This is a genomic window from Arthrobacter sp. SLBN-112, assembly GCF_006715225.1.
Taxonomy (GTDB): domain Bacteria; phylum Actinomycetota; class Actinomycetes; order Actinomycetales; family Micrococcaceae; genus Arthrobacter.
In genome coordinates this window covers 1924088-1939845 of record NZ_VFMU01000001.1, presented here as the reverse complement: position 1 = coordinate 1939845, position 15758 = coordinate 1924088, and the positions used below count along the sequence as shown (strand labels likewise).

Sequence of the window (15758 nt, the reverse complement as noted above, 5' to 3'; positions counted from 1 at the left end):
TAAGAAAGCGGTTTCTCACGGGAGCGGTCAGCAACCCTTGCTGCCCCGCCCAAGAGGAGCCAATCCGGAAGGAACATCAATGACGATTCCAGTCGTAAGCCGGCGCCGCTTCCAGCTGGGTGCCGCCGCACTGGCCCTCTCCATCCTGGCCACCGGCTGCGGAGCCCCCGGCGGGTCAGGCGACAACGGCCAGGTCACCCTGCGGTTCGCCTGGTGGGGAAATGAATACCTGAACTCACAGACGGACAAGGTCATCGCGGCCTTTGAAGCATCGCACCCCAACATCAAGATCAAGGCGGAACCGGGCGAATGGTCCAGCTACTGGGACAAGCTCGCAACGAAAACTGCCGCCAATGATGCGCCGGACGTCATCCAGATGGACCAGAAATACATCGCCGAGTACGGCGGCCGCGGAGCGCTGCTGGACCTGTCCAAGCAGAACGGCATCGATACCTCAAAACTCGACAAGGAAGCACTGGCCTCCGGCCAGTACGACGGCGCCCAGTACGGCCTGAGCACAGGCCAGAACGCCTACGTCATCATGGCCAACACCAAGGTGTTCCAGGACGCTGGAGTGCCTGTTCCGGACGACAAGACATGGACCTGGAAAGACTTCATGCAGACGGCAGCGAAGATCAGCGCCGCCGGAGACGGAAAGAGCTACGGGGCCGCTTATGGCAGCAACGAAGCAGACCTGATCATCTGGCTCCGCCAGCACGGGGAAAACCTGTACTCGGCGGACGGCAAGCTCGACTTTGAGACCGCTACTGCGGCATCCTTCTGGGAACGGCTCAAGGAACAACGCGACTCCAAGGCCAGCCCGCCCGCCACCGTGGCCACCGAGGACGCAGGCGCCGGCCTGGAGGAAAGCCTGTTCGGAACGAACCGGGTGGGCATGGCGTGGTGGTGGACCAACCAGCTTGGTTCGCTTCAAGCCACCACCGGCAGCAGCATCAAGATGCTGCGGGCCCCCAGCGTCGACGGCACCTCGGCCGGCAACGGCATGTACTACAAGCCCAGCATGTTCTGGTCTGCTTCCTCCCGCTCAAAGCATCCCCAGCAGGCCGCCGAGTTCATCAACTACCTCACCAACAGCCCTGAAGCCGGTGCCATCCTGATGACGGACAGGGGTGTCCCCACCAACGGTGAGATTGTCGCGGACATAGCGCCCTCGCTCAAGCCGGCCGACACCACCGTGGTTGGATTCCTGAAGGACCTGGGGCCGGACATCAAGGAGGCACCGCCGGTTCCGCCGGTGGGTGCTGGCAGCGTCCAGAACGTCATCAAGCGGTACACGGATGAAGTGCTGTATGACCGGATGACTCCGCAGGCTGCGTCCGAAGCCTTCAAGAAGGAAGTCCAGGGAATGCTGGACTCGGCCCGGAAGTAATTCCACCGGACACAAGAATGCGGCCCCCTCGCGAACGAGGGGGCCGCATTTTGTTTAGCGGGACAGGTCCCGGCAGGAAGGCTTAGAAGCCGCCCATGCCGCCCATGCCGCCCATGTCGTCTCCGCCTGCGGGGGCAGCGTTCTTCTCCGGCTTGTCAGCCACCACTGCTTCGGTGGTGAGGAACAGGCCGGCGATGGAAGCTGCGTTCTGCAGGGCAGAGCGGGTTACCTTGACGGGATCGTTGACGCCGGCAGCCAGCAGGTCGACGTACTCGCCGGTTGCTGCGTTGAGGCCGTGGCCTGCGGGGAGGCCGCGAACCTTGTCCACAACCACGCCGGGCTCGAGGCCAGCGTTGAAGGCGATCTGCTTCAGCGGAGCGTCGATGGCAACACGGACGATGTTGGCGCCGGTTGCTTCGTCGCCGGACAGCTGAAGGTTGGCGAACGCCTTGGCGCCGGCCTGGATCAGGGCCACGCCGCCACCGGCAACGATGCCTTCTTCAACTGCAGCCTTGGCATTGCGGACTGCGTCCTCGATGCGGTGCTTGCGTTCCTTGAGCTCAACCTCGGTGGCGGCACCGGCCTTGATGACTGCAACGCCGCCGGCCAGCTTGGCCAGGCGTTCCTGCAGCTTCTCGCGGTCGTAGTCGGAGTCCGAGTTCTCGATCTCGGCGCGGATCTGGGAAACGCGGCCTGCAATCTGGTCGGCGTCGCCGGCACCTTCGACGATGGTGGTCTCGTCCTTGGTGACAACAACCTTGCGGGCCTGGCCCAGGAGCTCCAGGCCGGCGTTCTCCAGCTTGAGTCCAACCTCTTCGGAAATGACCTGGCCGCCGGTGAGGACGGCGATGTCGGCCAGCTGGGCCTTGCGGCGGTCACCGAAGCCCGGAGCCTTGACGGCGACGGACTTGAACGTGCCACGGATCTTGTTGACGATCAGGGTGGCCAGGGCCTCGCCCTCGATGTCCTCGGCGATGATCAGCAGCGGCTTGTTGGACTGCATGACCTTTTCCAGGACAGCAACCAGTTCCTTGACGTTGGAGATCTTGGAGTTGACGATCAGGATGTACGGATCCTCGAGGACCGTTTCCTGGCGCTCGGTGTCGGTGACGAAATAGGCCGAAATGTAGCCCTTGTCGAAGCGCATGCCTTCGGTGAGCTCGAGTTCCAGGCCGAAGGTGTTGGACTCCTCGACCGTGATGACGCCTTCCTTGCCCACCTTGTCCAGGGCTTCGGCGATGAGCGCACCAATCTCGTCGTCACCGGCGGAGATGGAGGCGGTGGCCGCGATCTCTTCCTTGGTTTCGATTTCCTTGGCGGAGTTCAGCAGCTCGGCGGTGACGGCGTCAACGGCCTTCTCGATGCCGCGCTTGAGGGACAGCGGGTCGGCGCCGGCGGCAACGTTGCGCAGGCCTTCCTTGACCAGGGCCTGTGCCAGCACGGTAGCCGTGGTGGTGCCGTCACCGGCAACGTCGTCGGTCTTCTTGGCAACTTCCTTGACCAGCTCGGCGCCGATCTTCTCGTAAGGATCGTCCAGCTCGATCTCCTTGGCGATGGAAACACCATCGTTGGTGATCGTGGGGGCGCCCCACTTCTTTTCGAGGACGACGTTGCGTCCACGCGGGCCGAGGGTGACCTTAACGGCGTCGGCGAGGATGTTCAGGCCACGCTCAAGGCCGCGGCGTGCCTCTTCATCAAATGCAATGATCTTGGCCATAACGGCAGTAGTCCTTTCGGGACAGTCGTTAAGAATGAACCTCCGCTGCAGTGCCCGCGACGGACGATCCTTTGACGGCGGCCTCTGTATGCCTCCGGGTGGGGATCTCACTGAAGTGAGGTGTTTCTTTCGCTCCTCGACCGGTGCCAGGCGCTGCCGGCCGGAACCAGGCTTTGCTTTAGCAGTCGGTACGTCAGAGTGCTAACTCAATAATTAGCACTCCCCAGGTGAGAGTGCAAGCGAAAAGACGCCGCAGGGACGGGTGAAGGGAGCCGCTTCGCCCAGGGCGATCAGCTGGCGCGTCCGGCCGTCTCCCGGCCTGTGGGGCTGGGGTTGTTGTCCGGGCCGTATTTATAGACGGAGAAAACGGCGCTGGTGATATCCCCGTTGGAATCGAAGGCAACTGGCCCCGATTCGCCGTCGTAATTGATGTCCTTGCTGGCAGCCAGCCCGCCCAGGCACTCCTTGTATGTCAGGCATGGGGCCGGCGGCGATGCACCTGCACTGCCACTGCCCGCAGGTGCAGTTCCTCCCGATACCGGGATCAGGTTGGCGGCGATCGAGCGCCCCGCGTCGTCCTGGGCCCTGGCAGCAGCCAGGGCCGCGAGCGTTACGGCGTCGTAGGTTTCAGCAGCATAGGAAACGTCCTTCAGGGAAGGATCCACGCCCAGGAGTCTTCCCTGAAAGGCGGCAGTGGGCAGCTGGCCGGGGACGACGGCGCGGGCTCCGTCCAGGACCCGGGAGGCGAGCCCGGATCCGTAGCGGGCGAAGCCGCCGTCGCTGAGGATGATTCTCGAACCCTTGAGGCCGGAATTATTCAGCTCGGCCAAGGCCGCCTGCGCACCTTCCCGGGCAATGAGGACGACGGCGTCCGGGTTGGCCTTGGCGGTGGAGCGTGCGGCCTGGGCGGCGTCGCCTGGCTTGAAGCCCGCCCCGGGCAGGACCGTGAGGCCCGATTGTTGGGCAGCCTCCGTGACGGCAGCCGAGAGGTCCTTGCCGTAGGCGCCTTCCTGGTGCAGCACGCTGATGGTGGCCGCCCCGCCGTCCCTGGCAAGTTTGGCGAGCACGGGCCCTTGTGCGACGTCGGCCGCAGCAGTGCGGAAGTAGTAGCCTCCGCTGGCGATTCCGGAGAGGGCGGCAGCGGTGTTGGCCGGCGAGATGAGGGGTATGCGCGCGCGGGACAGGACGTCCACAGCGGCGGTCGCGTGGCTGGAATCCGTCGGTCCAATGACCACATCCGCTTTGGCGGCCGCCAGGTCATCCGCCTGCCCTGCGGCTTCCCGGTCCGGATGCGCCGGGAGCAGCTCCACCGGCCGTCCTTTGTGTCCGCCGGCGGCGTTGATCTCCTGGATGGCCAGCTTGGCGGCGGCCATCTGGGGAGCATTAAGGAAGGCGTTGTTGCCGGTGTTGTCCAGGATCAGGCCCACCCGGAGCACACCGTCTCCGGAGGCTTCCGCTGTGTCCACCCTGGCGTTGCCGCCGGCCCCCGAACATGCCGTGACCGCCAGGACGGCTCCCAGGGAAACGGCCAGCGCCGGGCGGACGCGGACAGTGGAACGGTACAACGGCGTCACTGGGCGGGCCGGACGTTTTCCGCCTGGGGGCCCTTTTCGCCCTCGCCGAGGTCCAGCTGCACCCGCTGCCCCTCATCGAGGGCGCGGTAGCCCTCCCCCTGGATCGCGGACCAGTGGACAAAGACGTCGTCACCGGAGCCGTCAACGGTGATGAAGCCATAGCCCTTCTCAGCGTTGAACCACTTGACGGTTCCCAGTGCCATGATGAACAACTCTTTCCGTTGGGGGCCGGGCGGGACCGGACCGTGGGGCGCAAAGCCGGGCCGGCCCTGGCCTGGAAATCACTCTAGCCAATCCCCGCGGGCCCACGCTGACAGGGGCCCGCCCGGGACCAGGAACGTTATGCAGGCGTGACTGGAGCGGGGCGGCTACTGGTATCCGGGGCCCAGCACTACCACCAGCGGCCCCTGGAATTCGGTGCTGCTCACCACGGTGGGGATATTGAGCAGCTCAGCAAGCGCCTGCGCGCTGGCCAGCTGCTGGGGGCCGGAGTAGAAGATCACGGAGGATTTCTGTGGGGCGCCGGACCAGTTCCCCACCTGGCCCAGGCGCCACCCGTCAGCCTGGACTGTTCCGCCGACCCGGCTGGCCAGGCCCGCCGTGCCTGCGGCGTTGTAGACGGCAACTGCCTGGGTCCTGTCGACGACGGCCTGCGGGGCGGCAGAAGGGCTCGCCTGGGGCTCGGGTTCATTGCTCGGGGTTGGCACGGACGAAGCAGACGCCGCCGGCGCAGCAGGAGGAGCGGATGCCTGGGTGGCCGAGGGCGTGGTTCCGGTGCCGGCCAGGGGAGCTGACTCCACGTTTGCCGATGCCTGGCTCACCGTGGCATTGAGCCCTAGTTTGGGAAGGATCAGGAAGGACACCAGCCCAATGGCCAGGGCCGCCATTCCCACCGCCAGGATGGGCCAGAGGCGCACCCGGGACGGGGCCGAGGCCGTCCGGTGGACACCTTGTCGCGACGCGGCCTCCGGGACCTTGTCGAATTCATCGCGGGCGTATCTGGTCATGGTGGAAGGACATCCTTGTTGATTGCGGCGGTTGTCCCGGCCTGGGGCGTGTTAAGCCTCTGATCCCAGGCGCCGGGCAGTGCGCGCGCGGTGGCGCGACGTACGTAGTCTACGCAATCTCTTCACCAGCATGGGATCGTGGGCCAGGGCATCCTCCCGGTCGATCAGAGCGTTGAGGAGCTGGTAGTAATGCGTCGCGGAGAGGTCGAACAGATCGCGGATGGCCTGTTCCTTGGCCCCCGCGTACTTCCACCACTGCCGTTCCAGGGCCAGCATCTGCTGTTCCCGCTCGGAGAGGGAGGACTCACGGAGGGTGAAATCCGCCAGGAGGGACTTCCGTGGATCCTGCTCCGGCAGGTCTTCCCGGGCGGGTTCCGCCACGGCACACTCCTTCGCTGGTTACGGTAAATGTCTTACCCCCATGCTACCGGTCGAATAACACGGGTGTCATTTGCGCGGGCGCTGCCTGCCGGTGGGGCCGACGGGAGGGCTTCAGCCGCATGCCTGCAAGGAGGGCACCTGCAAGAATGGACCGATGTTTGAATCAGACGCACTCTTCGAGCTGGAGCAGGACCCGGCGGACGGAACCCGCTTCGCCGACCTGGCTGCCCTGCCTCTGGCAGAGCTGATGGCTCCTGACTGGGCAGCGGCCCTGCAGGGCGTGGAGGGCAAGCTCCGGTCGGTCCTGGCCTTCCTTGCCGCCGAAGAGGCGGCCGGGCACCAACTCCTGCCGCCGCCGTCGAACGTCCTGCGCGCCTTCCGCCAGCCGTTGGACGGGGTCAAGGTCCTCATTGTGGGGCAGGACCCCTACCCCACCCCGGGGCACGCCGTGGGTCTGTCGTTTTCCGTCGACCCGCGCACGCGCCCCCTCCCCCGCAGCCTGGTAAACATCTACCGCGAACTCGAATCTGACCTGGGAGTTCCACCCCGTGCCCACGGCGACCTGTCGGCGTGGACGGAGCAGGGCGTGCTGCTCCTGAACCGCGTGCTCACTGTCAGGGCAGGCTCGGCGGGTTCCCACCGGGGCAAGGGCTGGGAAGAGATTACGACGGCGGCAGTCACCGCGCTCGCCAACCGCCGGGCCGCGGACGGGTCCAGGAAGCCCCTGGTGGCGGTGTTGTGGGGCAAGGAGGCCGAGGGCGTCAGGCCGCTCCTGGCCGGCGCCCCCGCCGTCAGCAGCCCCCACCCAAGCCCGCTGTCCGCCTCCCGCGGGTTCTTTGGCTCCCGGCCGTTCAGCCGCGTCAACCAACTGCTGTATGAACAAGGTGCGCCGGCCGTAACCTGGGAGCTCCCGCCGTCGCCCTAGCTTAGGCTTGCCTTATGAGCACCGTCCCTGCCGCCACCAGCGCCACGAAGAAGAGCCGCCCCCAGGTCAACCTGACCGTGCTGCGCAAGGAACAACTGTCCCCGCACATGGTCCGGATCGTGGCCGGCGGAGAGGGCTTCAGCGACTTCACCAACAACGGCTTCGTGGACAGGTACGTGAAAATCGTCTTCCCCCAGCCCGGCGTGGATTACCCCTCCCCGCTGGACCTGTGGGCTGTCCGGGAAACGATGCCGCGCGAACAGTGGCCGTTCACCCGCACCTACACGCTGCGGTGGGTTGATCCGGAGGCCCGGGAGCTTGCCATTGACTTTGTAGTCCATGGGGACGAAGGCCTGGCGGGTCCCTGGGCGGCCGCGGCCCAGTCTGGCGAGACCCTCACATTCACGGGCCCCGGCGGCGCCTACAACCCCAACCCTGACGCCGACTGGTACCTGTTCGCCGGAGATGAAGCGGCGCTGCCGGCCATCGCCGCATGCATCGAGGCGCTGCCGGCAGACGCAACGGGCCTTGCCTTCCTTGAGGTTGGTTCCGAGGCCGACATCCAGCCCATCTCCGCTCCCGCCGGGCTGGACATCACCTGGCTGGCCCGCAACGGCGCTCCGGCAGGTTCCAGCGACCTGCTGGTCAAGGCAGTGGCGGAGGCCGAGTGGCCCGGCGGCACTGTGGATGTGTTTGCGCATGGCGAACGCGGCTACATGAAGTCCCTCCGCGAGGTCTTCTTCAAGCAGCGCGGCCTGGAGCGCCGGCAGGTGTCCCTCTCCGGGTACTGGGCGCAGGGCCGGGTGGAGGATGTATTCCAGGCCGAGAAGAAGCTCCCCGTCGGCCAGATCTAGGGGACCGGCGGCGGCAGGCTAACGGCGGCGGGCCCGGCGCCGCTCATTGCTCGCCAGGCTGCGGGTCAGCGGACGGGCCAGCACGTCGCCCAGGACGATCCCGCCGGCCGTTCCCAGCACGATGGCCCCGGCACTGAGCATTCCTCCCGCGCCGGCCAGGATTTCGGACTCCTCGACGGTCAAGACATACATGGACCGGAATATTGTGAGGCCCGGCAGCAGGATAAGGGCTGCGGGGACTGCCACCACCAGCTGGGGCGCCCCCATGCGCAGCGCCACCACCCTGGCCAGCAGGCCAATGACGACGGCGGCCATGGCGGGGGCGAAACGGTCGCCGATGCCGAGCAGGCCGCAGCCGAGCAGCACAAGGTAGCCCGCCACGCCGACGCCTGCCGTGGGGAGCAGGAGCTTCCAGGTGGTCTGTTCCGTGATGCCGATGGCGATCACGGCGGCGGCCACGAAGATGATGAGGACCCACAGATCGTAGGCGGGCGGGAAGGTCTGCGTGACGTCGATGCGCTGCAGCCCGGTCAGCTCCCCCACCACGAAGGCCACAGCAATTCCTGCAACGATCGCGCCGAACGTCAGCAGGGTGGACAGGAACCGTCCGGCCGCCGTCACCGGGAAGCCGTTGATGGCGTCCTGCACCGAGGACACCAGGCGGCCGGTGGGCAGGAGCAGCAGGATGCCGCCCACCACCACGATGGACGGCGACGCGGTGAGCCCGAACTGCCACAGCAGCAGCGCCAGCATGGTGACCACGAAGGAGCAACTGGCGGTGATGAAGAAGTCCGGCACCCGCCAGCGCCCGAGTTGCCGGGCCAGCAGGCTGATGCCGATATTGGCCGCGAACGCCACTGCCGAGGAGACGGGACCGCCGCCCAGCACGCCGACGAAGACGGCGGCGAAGATGCCGAACGCCACCGTGACCATCCAGCGCGGGTACGGTTTGGGGCTGGTGATGGCCTCGTTGAGCCGGCGGATCGCTTCGTCACGGCCCACGCCGCCGGCCACGATGTCCGTGACCAGCTGGTGCACCTTGGCCAGGCCCGCATAGTTGTTGGTCCAGGACCGCACCACACGCAGCAAGGCGATGGGCGTCTGGTCCTTGGGCGCGTAATTGATGCCCACCGACTGGTTGGTGATGTCCACTTCGATGTTCTTCAGCCCCAGTGCCGCGGTGACGGCGATGATGCTGGTTTCCACCTCCAGGGCGCCCGCACCGTACCGGAACATGGTCTCGGCCAGGTGCAGGGCAAAGTCCAGGGTCTTCCGGGCGGACGTGTCCACGCCGCCCACCTGGATCGTGGGGTTGGCGTACGGGCTGCCCGCCAGCCGGTCCACGATGCTCAACGGTGCCGTTGGCGGGTTCTCCCCCTGCACCAGGCGGCGCAGCATCCTCTTGGCGGCAGCATCCTGTCGAAGCTGCGCAGGGGTCAGCGGTTCAGTCTTGGGCAGGCCGTCAGTCTTCGGCCTGTGCCCTGGCCGTGCGGGCCGGTCAGTCATGCCCGTTTCCTCCCTGGACGCGGTTTATGGACGGTCAGGCTGCACGCTTCAGGGGCAGCTTGCCCAGCAGCGTGCGGGCAGCCGCCGCAGCGGACCTGGCAAGGCGGTTGGCATGGAAGACGGCGGGCCGCACCGGCAGGACGAAGTCGCCCACCAGCTGGACCACTTCCCCGCCGAATCCCTTCTTGAATTCGTAGCCGCCGTGGCCTTCCTCGTCCTGGCCGGAGATGCCGAAGGTGCCGTAGAAGTTGTACCTGGGGTATCCCTTCTCGAGCGCATGCAGCATCATTCCCCAGTACAGGGAGGTGGCGCCGTTGAAGTAGATGTAGTCCTGGACGGTGCCGCCGATGACACACACCACCTCGTCCCCGTAACAGACGAAGTGGATGGCTGCCACGGTGGCGGTCCCCACGGAATCGGGGAACCTTTCGATGTCCTTCAGGCTGCGCTCGTAGCTGTCCACCAGGTCCTGGACCACTTTGAGGCGGTTGGCTTTCTTCTTGCTGCCGGTCTCCTCCACTTCACGGCGGAGATCCGCTGCGGCGGCGGACTCGATGGCCAGGCGCTCAGTGATGGATTTCCGGTAGGCCGGGATGTCGATCTTGGCCATCATCAGCTTGGTGAATTCCGCAGAGGTGGTGCGGAGCAGGTGTTCGTAGTATTCGCGTTCACGGTAGACGAATCCTTTTTCGTCTCCGGCCCGGCTCAGGGCGCCGTAGAAATCGTCCAGGGTTTCCAGGGTGGCCTGTTCCAGGAAGACGCCGTTCTTTTCCGCCTTGCGGATCGCTTTGCGGGTCCGGTAGCTGGTGCTCATGATCAGTTCTTCGGCATCCTGGATGCCCACCAGGTTCTTGATGAACATCCAGTTGACGTTGACGAAGTTCATGTCCAGGCCCTGGTGCCGGAATCCCAGCCGTTCCAGGTCGGCCACCAGCGGCCGGTTGTCCTCGATGTCGGGGTGCTCGGCGCCGTCGGCGTCGCGGGCTATGTAGCGGACGTTCGGCGAGATCCGCAGTTCGGCGGCCTTGCGGCCTGCCGCGTGTTTGCGGAGAAGTTCGACGACGTCACCCACCAGGTTCCGGTCCGTGTAGTCCATGAGGGGGCCCTTGGCGCATTCGCAGACGGTGTAGCCAAGGCGGGTGGTGGTGTAGTTCAGCTTTCCTGCTGCCACCAGTTCACCGTTGCGACGGACGCCGAAGAGTTCCACCTGCTGGCCGCGGGAGCGCTGGAAACGGGCAAAATCGATGGACTGAAGGAAGCTGTTCTGCGGGTGCTTCAGGGCGAAGGCCTCAAAGTCGGCGTCGCTGAGGTTGGCGTACTCAAGCCCGGTAGCGGCGGAAACTGGATTCAAGGGGTGACCTTCTTCTGGACTCTTCGCGGCCTGGCGGGCACGCGCTGGACGGGCGGTGTTCGGGGGGCCGCACGGGGGCGTGCGGACCTTTGGGGTCGCGTTGGCTGTGGGGTGCGGCGGTGGCAGGTCAGTAGAACTGCCGGCCGGTCCGTGCGGTTTCGATGCGGCGGAAGACCTTTTCGCCGCCCTTGACCCAGAGCCGGTGCCGCAGCGGGGACAGGACGTAGTCGTGGCAGCCCACGAAGTCGGTGACTGTCTTGGTGAAGCTGGTCTTGAACATGCCCATTCCGTAGAGGTTGTGGGTCTTGTCCTTTATCCGCGCAGCCGGCGGGGTTCCGCAGAAGTCGTATTCCGTGCAGCCGAGTTCCTGCATCCGCCGGATGGCTGCCCACTGCACCAGGTGCGAGTCCCCGTACTGCTTGCGGTTCTGGGTGGAACCGCCGTCCTTGTAGGTCGCCTTGGCACCGTAGTTGATGACGAACGCGCCAACGCTGGGCTTTCCGTCCTCGTAGGTGAAGAAGAAATTCCCCTGGCCCCGGCTGCAGAACTCGTCCCAGAACCGTGCGTAGTATTCGTAGCTGCGCAGGGGCATGGATCCCTTGGCGTTGACGGTGTTGGCCATCAGGTCGTACAGGGCGCGGTAGGTTTCAGGTCCGTGTTCCTGCCGGACCACCTGGCAGCCCTCGCGCTCGGCGCGCCGGACGGCGTTGCGGGCGCGCGAGGAGATGGCTTTGAAGACTTCCTCCTCCGAGCCCGAGATGTCCAGCAGGGCGGTGGAGTCGTTGGACTGGATATTGGGTGCCTTGACCAAGCCGGCTTCGCGCAGTTCTTTCTGTGCCTCGTCGGAATCGACAATGTCCGGCTCCACTTTGATGGTGAAGACGTTCAGCTTGCTGCTGCGGACAAAGGATGCACAGGCTTCAAGGGCGGCTCCAAGGTCCGCTGCAGCCGCCAGGTCAGGACCCTTGATCACGTACCACAACCGTCCCAGAACGGGGAAGCTCTTCTCCAGCACCAGGTTGTAGCTGGCGTTTCCGTCGCCTTCCAGCACCAGGAACCGGACCTTCCAGCCACTTCCATTCTTGACCGATGCATAGGCTGCGGACTGCAGCATATTGCCGCCGTTCGGGTTGGCCGTGACGTGCTTGTCCCAGTTTTCGATTTCCTCGGCGGTGGCAAAACGTGCGTTGAGTTGTCGCAAGGGGGCCTTGTCCAATCGGGTCTGTGCGCGGTTTCTGTACTTCTGGATGCGTGCGGACATGCAGCCTCAAGTCTAAAGCCTGATGTGCTTCCGGCTTTTCCCCGCATGGCGGGACAGCGTGCCCTCCGCGTTGCCCGGCGCCGGCTTGACGGCAATGTTCGCCTTCAACAAGGGTTGAGGCATGAGGCCGGATAGGGAAGAAACCACAACTCGCACGGGAAGCGGCAGGCAGCCCTACAGCGCCGGGATTCAGGTGGCCGCGCTCATCGGCTTCCTGGTGGCGTCCCTGTTGGTGGCGGCGCTTGGGGGCCTTGCTTCTGCGGCCAATGTCTCGGGCTGGTACGCCACCGCGGACAAGGCACCCTGGTCCCCTCCCAACGGCGTGTTTGGCCCCGTCTGGACCATCCTCTATACGGCAATGGCTGTGGCCGCCTGGCTGGTATGGCGCAAGCGGACCAACAGGACACGGCCGGCGATGGCCGCCTACGCCATCCAGCTGGTCCTCAATCTCGCCTGGACCCCGGCGTTCTTTGCCCTCTACCCTGCCCTCGGCACGCCGGCATTGTGGCTTGGGCTGATCATCATCCTTGCCCTGATTGCCGCCGTCGCGGTAACGGTCCTGTTTTTCGGCCCCATCAGCCGGACGGCCGGCCTGCTTCTGCTGCCCTACGTTTCATGGCTGGTGTTCGCTGCCAGCCTGAACTGGTGGGCGGCAGTGCACAACTAGGCGCCGCGGACGCCGGTCAGCTGCCGCACCCGCCGTGCTGTGCGGGGTTGGTGGTGGGTCAGCATTCGACGACGTTGACGGCGAGTCCGCCCATGGCGGTTTCCTTGTATTTGGAGCTCATGTCCTTGCCGGTTTCGCGCATGGTGATGATGACTTCGTCCAGGGAGACTCGGTGGGTGCCGTCGCCCCAGAGCGCCATTTTCGCGGCGTTGATCGCTTTCGCGGCGGCGATCGCGTTCCGTTCGATGCAGGGGACCTGGACCAGCCCGCCGATCGGGTCGCAGGTCAGGCCCAGGTTGTGTTCCATCGCGATCTCGGCGGCGTTCTCCACCTGCGCCGGGGTCCCGCCCATCACCTCGGCCAGGCCAGCGGCGGCCATCGACGACGCCGAGCCCACCTCGCCCTGGCAGCCCACTTCGGCCCCGGAAATGGAGGCCTGTTCCTTGTAGAGCACCCCGACCGCGCCGGCGGCGAGCAGGAACCGCACCACCACATCGTCCCGGTCGGCCTGGCTGGCCTGGTCCATGCCCGGGGCGAAGTGCAGCGCGTAGAACAGCACCGCGGGAATGATCCCGGCCGCCCCGTTGGTGGGGGCGGTGACCACCCGGCCGCCGGAGGCGTTCTCCTCGTTCACCGCCAACGCCACCAAATTAACCCACTCCTGCCAATACCTGGGGTCGAAGCGGACCGCGTCCCAGTCCGCCTCCTGCTCGTCCTGGTCGTGGTCCTGGGTGTGCGCGGATTCCTTCTTGAGCCGTTCGTACCAGTCCGGGGCGCGGCGGCGGACCTTCAACCCGCCCGGCAGCACCCCCTCACGCTTCAGCGAGGTGGCCACACAGTCTTCCATCACCGACCAGATCTGCAGCAACCCCTCCCGGATCTGCTCCTCATCCCGGGAGGACTTCTCGTTCACGAGCATGACATCGGCGATGCCCAGCCCGGTCACCGCGCAGTGCTCCAGCAGTTCCGCGGCGGTCCGGAACGGCAGCGGCAGTTCCTGTTTGGACGCGTCCAGTTCCTGCTGCGCCGCGTCCTCCTCACCCTCCCGGACAATGAACCCGCCACCCACCGAGAAGAACGTCGCCGCATGCAACACCGAACCTTCTGCATCGGACACGGTGAACGTCATCCCGTTCGTGTGCCGCGGCAACACCGTCAACGGCCGCAGCACCATATCCTTCACCCCATACGGCAACGGCACAGCACCGGCCAGGTTCAACGTCCCGGTCTCCGCGATCGAGGCCAGCCGCTCCTCCACCTCCTCCGGCAGGATCAACTCCGGATGGAACCCCTCCAACCCCAGCAGGACCGCAGTCATCGTGCCATGCCCGTGCCCCGTCGCGGCCAGCGACCCATACAGGTCCACCCGCAACGCCCCCACCCCAGCCAGCACACCCGAGGCCTTGAGTTCCTCCGCGAACACCGCAGCAGCCCGCATCGGCCCCACAGTATGAGAAGACGAAGGCCCAATGCCGATCGAAAAGAGGTCAAAGACTCCGACTGCCATGACAATTCCTAACTAAAAATCTGGTTCGAGTCGCTCTGAGTGGCTGGGGTGGAGCGGGCAGGACATCCTCTGCGTGCTCGGTCGCGAAGACGCCCGCTGCGCGGACGTGACGCTCCCTTAGACGCACGCTGCCGGATGCCCCGCCCACTCCGAGGGACACGGCACCAAAGCGACGCGGCAAGCAGGCAACGAGCAGGCTGACAACGATCGTGAGTGCCGAGGAAAGAAAACACACACCTTGTCCGCGCCCTCCCTATGCCTGCCCATGGCCCTATGCACCGTGGCGACGTGCCCACGAGCGTCGGCGGAGCCGGACTTTTCGAAAGCGTGCGTCAAAGCGAGGAACGAGCAGCACGCGTGAAAATGTCCGGTCCGCCGCCGCGAAGGTGACCACGGGGCGGCACGCGGAGGAGGCCGTACCCGAAGGGCCAAGGTGACCACCGTGGAGCACCAAGAGCTACTTGAGGCGCTTATAGAACGGGAGGTCGACGACTTCGAACGGTTCGGCCTTGCCGCGGAGATCCACGTCCAGGGCCGTGCCGGCTGCCGAGTGTTGGACGTCGACGTAGGCCATAGCGATGGGGTAACCGAGGGTGGGCGACGGCTGGCCGGAGGTGACTTCGCCGACGGTGGTGCCGTCCTTGAGGACCGGGTAGTGCGCGCGGCCGGCGCGGCGGCCCTGGCCTTTGAGCCCCACGAGGCGGCGGCCGGAGGTGCTGCCGGCGCCGGCTTCCTTCATGGCTGCCAGGGCGGCTTTGCCCACGAAGTCGCCTTCCTTGGAGAGTGCGACGATGGCGCCCAGGCCGGCGGCGAACGGGTCGCCCTGCAGCGACAGTTCGTTGCCGTACAGGGGCATTCCTGCTTCGAGGCGGAGGGAGTCGCGGGAGGCGAGGCCTGCCGGGATCAGTTCCCCATCGTCAGCGATGGCGATCAGGGCCTGCCACAGCGCCGGGGCGTCGTCGTTGTCCACGAAGATCTCGAACCCGTCTTCACCGGTGTATCCGGTGCGCGCAAGCAGCAGTTCCTTGCCGGTGCCACCTACCAGGAGCGGGACGGCGACCGCGGCGTAGTACTTCAGCTCCGTCACCAGGGAGTGTTGCGCGGCCGGAACCAGGCGCAGCAGGAGTTCCTGGGCTTTGGGACCCTGGACGGCGATCAGGGAAGTGCGGGCTGAGGCATCATCCACCACAACATTGAACCCGGCTGCCCGTTCCTGCAGGGCTGCGGCGACCACGGCGGCGTTGCCCGCGTTCGGCACCACCAGGAAGACGTCGGTACTGCCTTGTGCGGTACCCGCACCCGCCGGGCGGCGGTAGGTGATGAGGTCGTCGATGATGCCGCCGTCCTCGTTGCAGATCAGCGAGTACTTCGCCTTGCCCACGGCCATGGCGGAGATCTTTCCCACCAGGGCGTAGTCCAGGAAGGCGGCGGCATCGGGGCCGGTCACCCAGACCTCTCCCATGTGGGAGAGGTCGAACAGGCCGGCAGCGTTGCGGACGGCGTGGTGTTCGGCAAGTTCAGAGCTGTACTTGAGCGGCATCTGCCAGCCGCCGAAGTCCGTAAAGGATGCGCCGAGCTTTTTGTGCTCGTCGTAAAGCGCGGTGTATTTCTCGGTCAT

The 15758-nt window shown here is 65.8% G+C and carries 14 protein-coding genes; 4 read left to right on the top strand and 10 right to left on the bottom strand.

Going from position 1 to position 15758, the window contains the following annotated elements; translation table 11 throughout:
• Positions 1 to 79: 79 nt before the first annotated feature.
• Positions 80 to 1390 (top strand): ABC transporter substrate-binding protein, encoded by a 1311-nt coding sequence (locus tag FBY33_RS09065; RefSeq protein ID WP_142030284.1) that lies wholly within the window; start codon positions 80 to 82, stop codon positions 1388 to 1390.
• A gap of 82 nt (positions 1391 to 1472) precedes the next feature.
• Here FBY33_RS09065 and groL read toward each other — a convergent pair whose 3' ends face one another.
• The 5 genes from groL to FBY33_RS09040 form a co-directional block, all read right to left on the bottom strand.
• Positions 1473 to 3107: a chaperonin GroEL gene (groL, locus tag FBY33_RS09060; protein WP_142030283.1), complete on the bottom strand. Its 1635-nt coding sequence runs from the start codon at positions 3105 to 3107 to the stop codon at positions 1473 to 1475.
• Between the two features lie 290 nt (positions 3108 to 3397).
• The gene (locus FBY33_RS09055) at positions 3398 to 4681 is read right to left on the bottom strand and encodes an ABC transporter substrate-binding protein (protein WP_442858326.1); all 1284 of its coding nucleotides are present in this window, start codon (positions 4679 to 4681) and stop codon (positions 3398 to 3400) included.
• Entirely contained in the window at positions 4678 to 4884 is a 207-nt protein-coding gene (locus tag FBY33_RS09050) for a cold-shock protein (RefSeq protein ID WP_142030282.1), read from the bottom strand. Before FBY33_RS09050 ends, FBY33_RS09055 begins: the two co-directional genes overlap by 4 nt.
• 165 nt (positions 4885 to 5049) lie before the next feature.
• Complete coding sequence (locus FBY33_RS09045) at positions 5050 to 5688, bottom strand: LytR C-terminal domain-containing protein (RefSeq protein ID WP_142030281.1); 639 nt, start codon at positions 5686 to 5688, stop codon at positions 5050 to 5052.
• Positions 5689 to 5739: 51 nt separating this feature from the next.
• Positions 5740 to 6069, bottom strand: coding sequence for a DUF3263 domain-containing protein (locus tag FBY33_RS09040; RefSeq protein ID WP_142030280.1), 330 nt, complete (start codon positions 6067 to 6069; stop codon positions 5740 to 5742).
• 154 nt (positions 6070 to 6223) lie between these two features.
• Here FBY33_RS09040 and FBY33_RS09035 point away from each other — a divergent pair, with 154 nt between their 5' ends.
• Together FBY33_RS09035 and FBY33_RS09030 are read left to right on the top strand one after the other, a co-directional pair.
• Complete coding sequence (locus FBY33_RS09035; RefSeq protein WP_142030279.1) at positions 6224 to 6994, top strand: uracil-DNA glycosylase; 771 nt, start codon at positions 6224 to 6226, stop codon at positions 6992 to 6994.
• Positions 6995 to 7008: 14 nt separating this feature from the next.
• Complete coding sequence (locus FBY33_RS09030) at positions 7009 to 7848, top strand: siderophore-interacting protein (protein ID WP_142030278.1); 840 nt, start codon at positions 7009 to 7011, stop codon at positions 7846 to 7848.
• Positions 7849 to 7866: 18 nt separating this feature from the next.
• On the opposite strand, the gene FBY33_RS09025 is transcribed toward FBY33_RS09030, so the two are convergent.
• The 3 genes from FBY33_RS09025 to FBY33_RS09015 all read right to left on the bottom strand — a co-directional run bounded on the left by FBY33_RS09025 (position 7867) and on the right by FBY33_RS09015 (position 11966).
• Positions 7867 to 9354: a threonine/serine ThrE exporter family protein gene (locus FBY33_RS09025; RefSeq protein ID WP_142030277.1), complete on the bottom strand. Its 1488-nt coding sequence runs from the start codon at positions 9352 to 9354 to the stop codon at positions 7867 to 7869.
• A 34-nt stretch (positions 9355 to 9388) separates the two neighbouring features.
• Positions 9389 to 10705: a peptidoglycan bridge formation glycyltransferase FemA/FemB family protein gene (locus FBY33_RS09020; RefSeq protein WP_142030276.1), complete on the bottom strand. Its 1317-nt coding sequence runs from the start codon at positions 10703 to 10705 to the stop codon at positions 9389 to 9391.
• A 127-nt stretch (positions 10706 to 10832) separates the two neighbouring features.
• Positions 10833 to 11966 (bottom strand): lipid II:glycine glycyltransferase FemX, encoded by a 1134-nt coding sequence (locus FBY33_RS09015; RefSeq protein WP_142030275.1) that lies wholly within the window; start codon positions 11964 to 11966, stop codon positions 10833 to 10835.
• Positions 11967 to 12087: 121 nt separating this feature from the next.
• Here FBY33_RS09015 and FBY33_RS09010 point away from each other — a divergent pair, with 121 nt between their 5' ends.
• Complete coding sequence (locus tag FBY33_RS09010; protein ID WP_142030274.1) at positions 12088 to 12633, top strand: TspO/MBR family protein; 546 nt, start codon at positions 12088 to 12090, stop codon at positions 12631 to 12633.
• A 58-nt stretch (positions 12634 to 12691) separates the two neighbouring features.
• Here the strand turns inward: FBY33_RS09010 and FBY33_RS09005 are convergent, their stop codons facing one another.
• Both FBY33_RS09005 and gcvT read right to left on the bottom strand, forming a co-directional pair.
• Complete coding sequence (locus FBY33_RS09005) at positions 12692 to 14140, bottom strand: L-serine ammonia-lyase (protein ID WP_142030273.1); 1449 nt, start codon at positions 14138 to 14140, stop codon at positions 12692 to 12694.
• Between the two features lie 457 nt (positions 14141 to 14597).
• Complete coding sequence (gene gcvT, locus FBY33_RS09000; protein WP_142030272.1) at positions 14598 to 15758, bottom strand: glycine cleavage system aminomethyltransferase GcvT; 1161 nt, start codon at positions 15756 to 15758, stop codon at positions 14598 to 14600.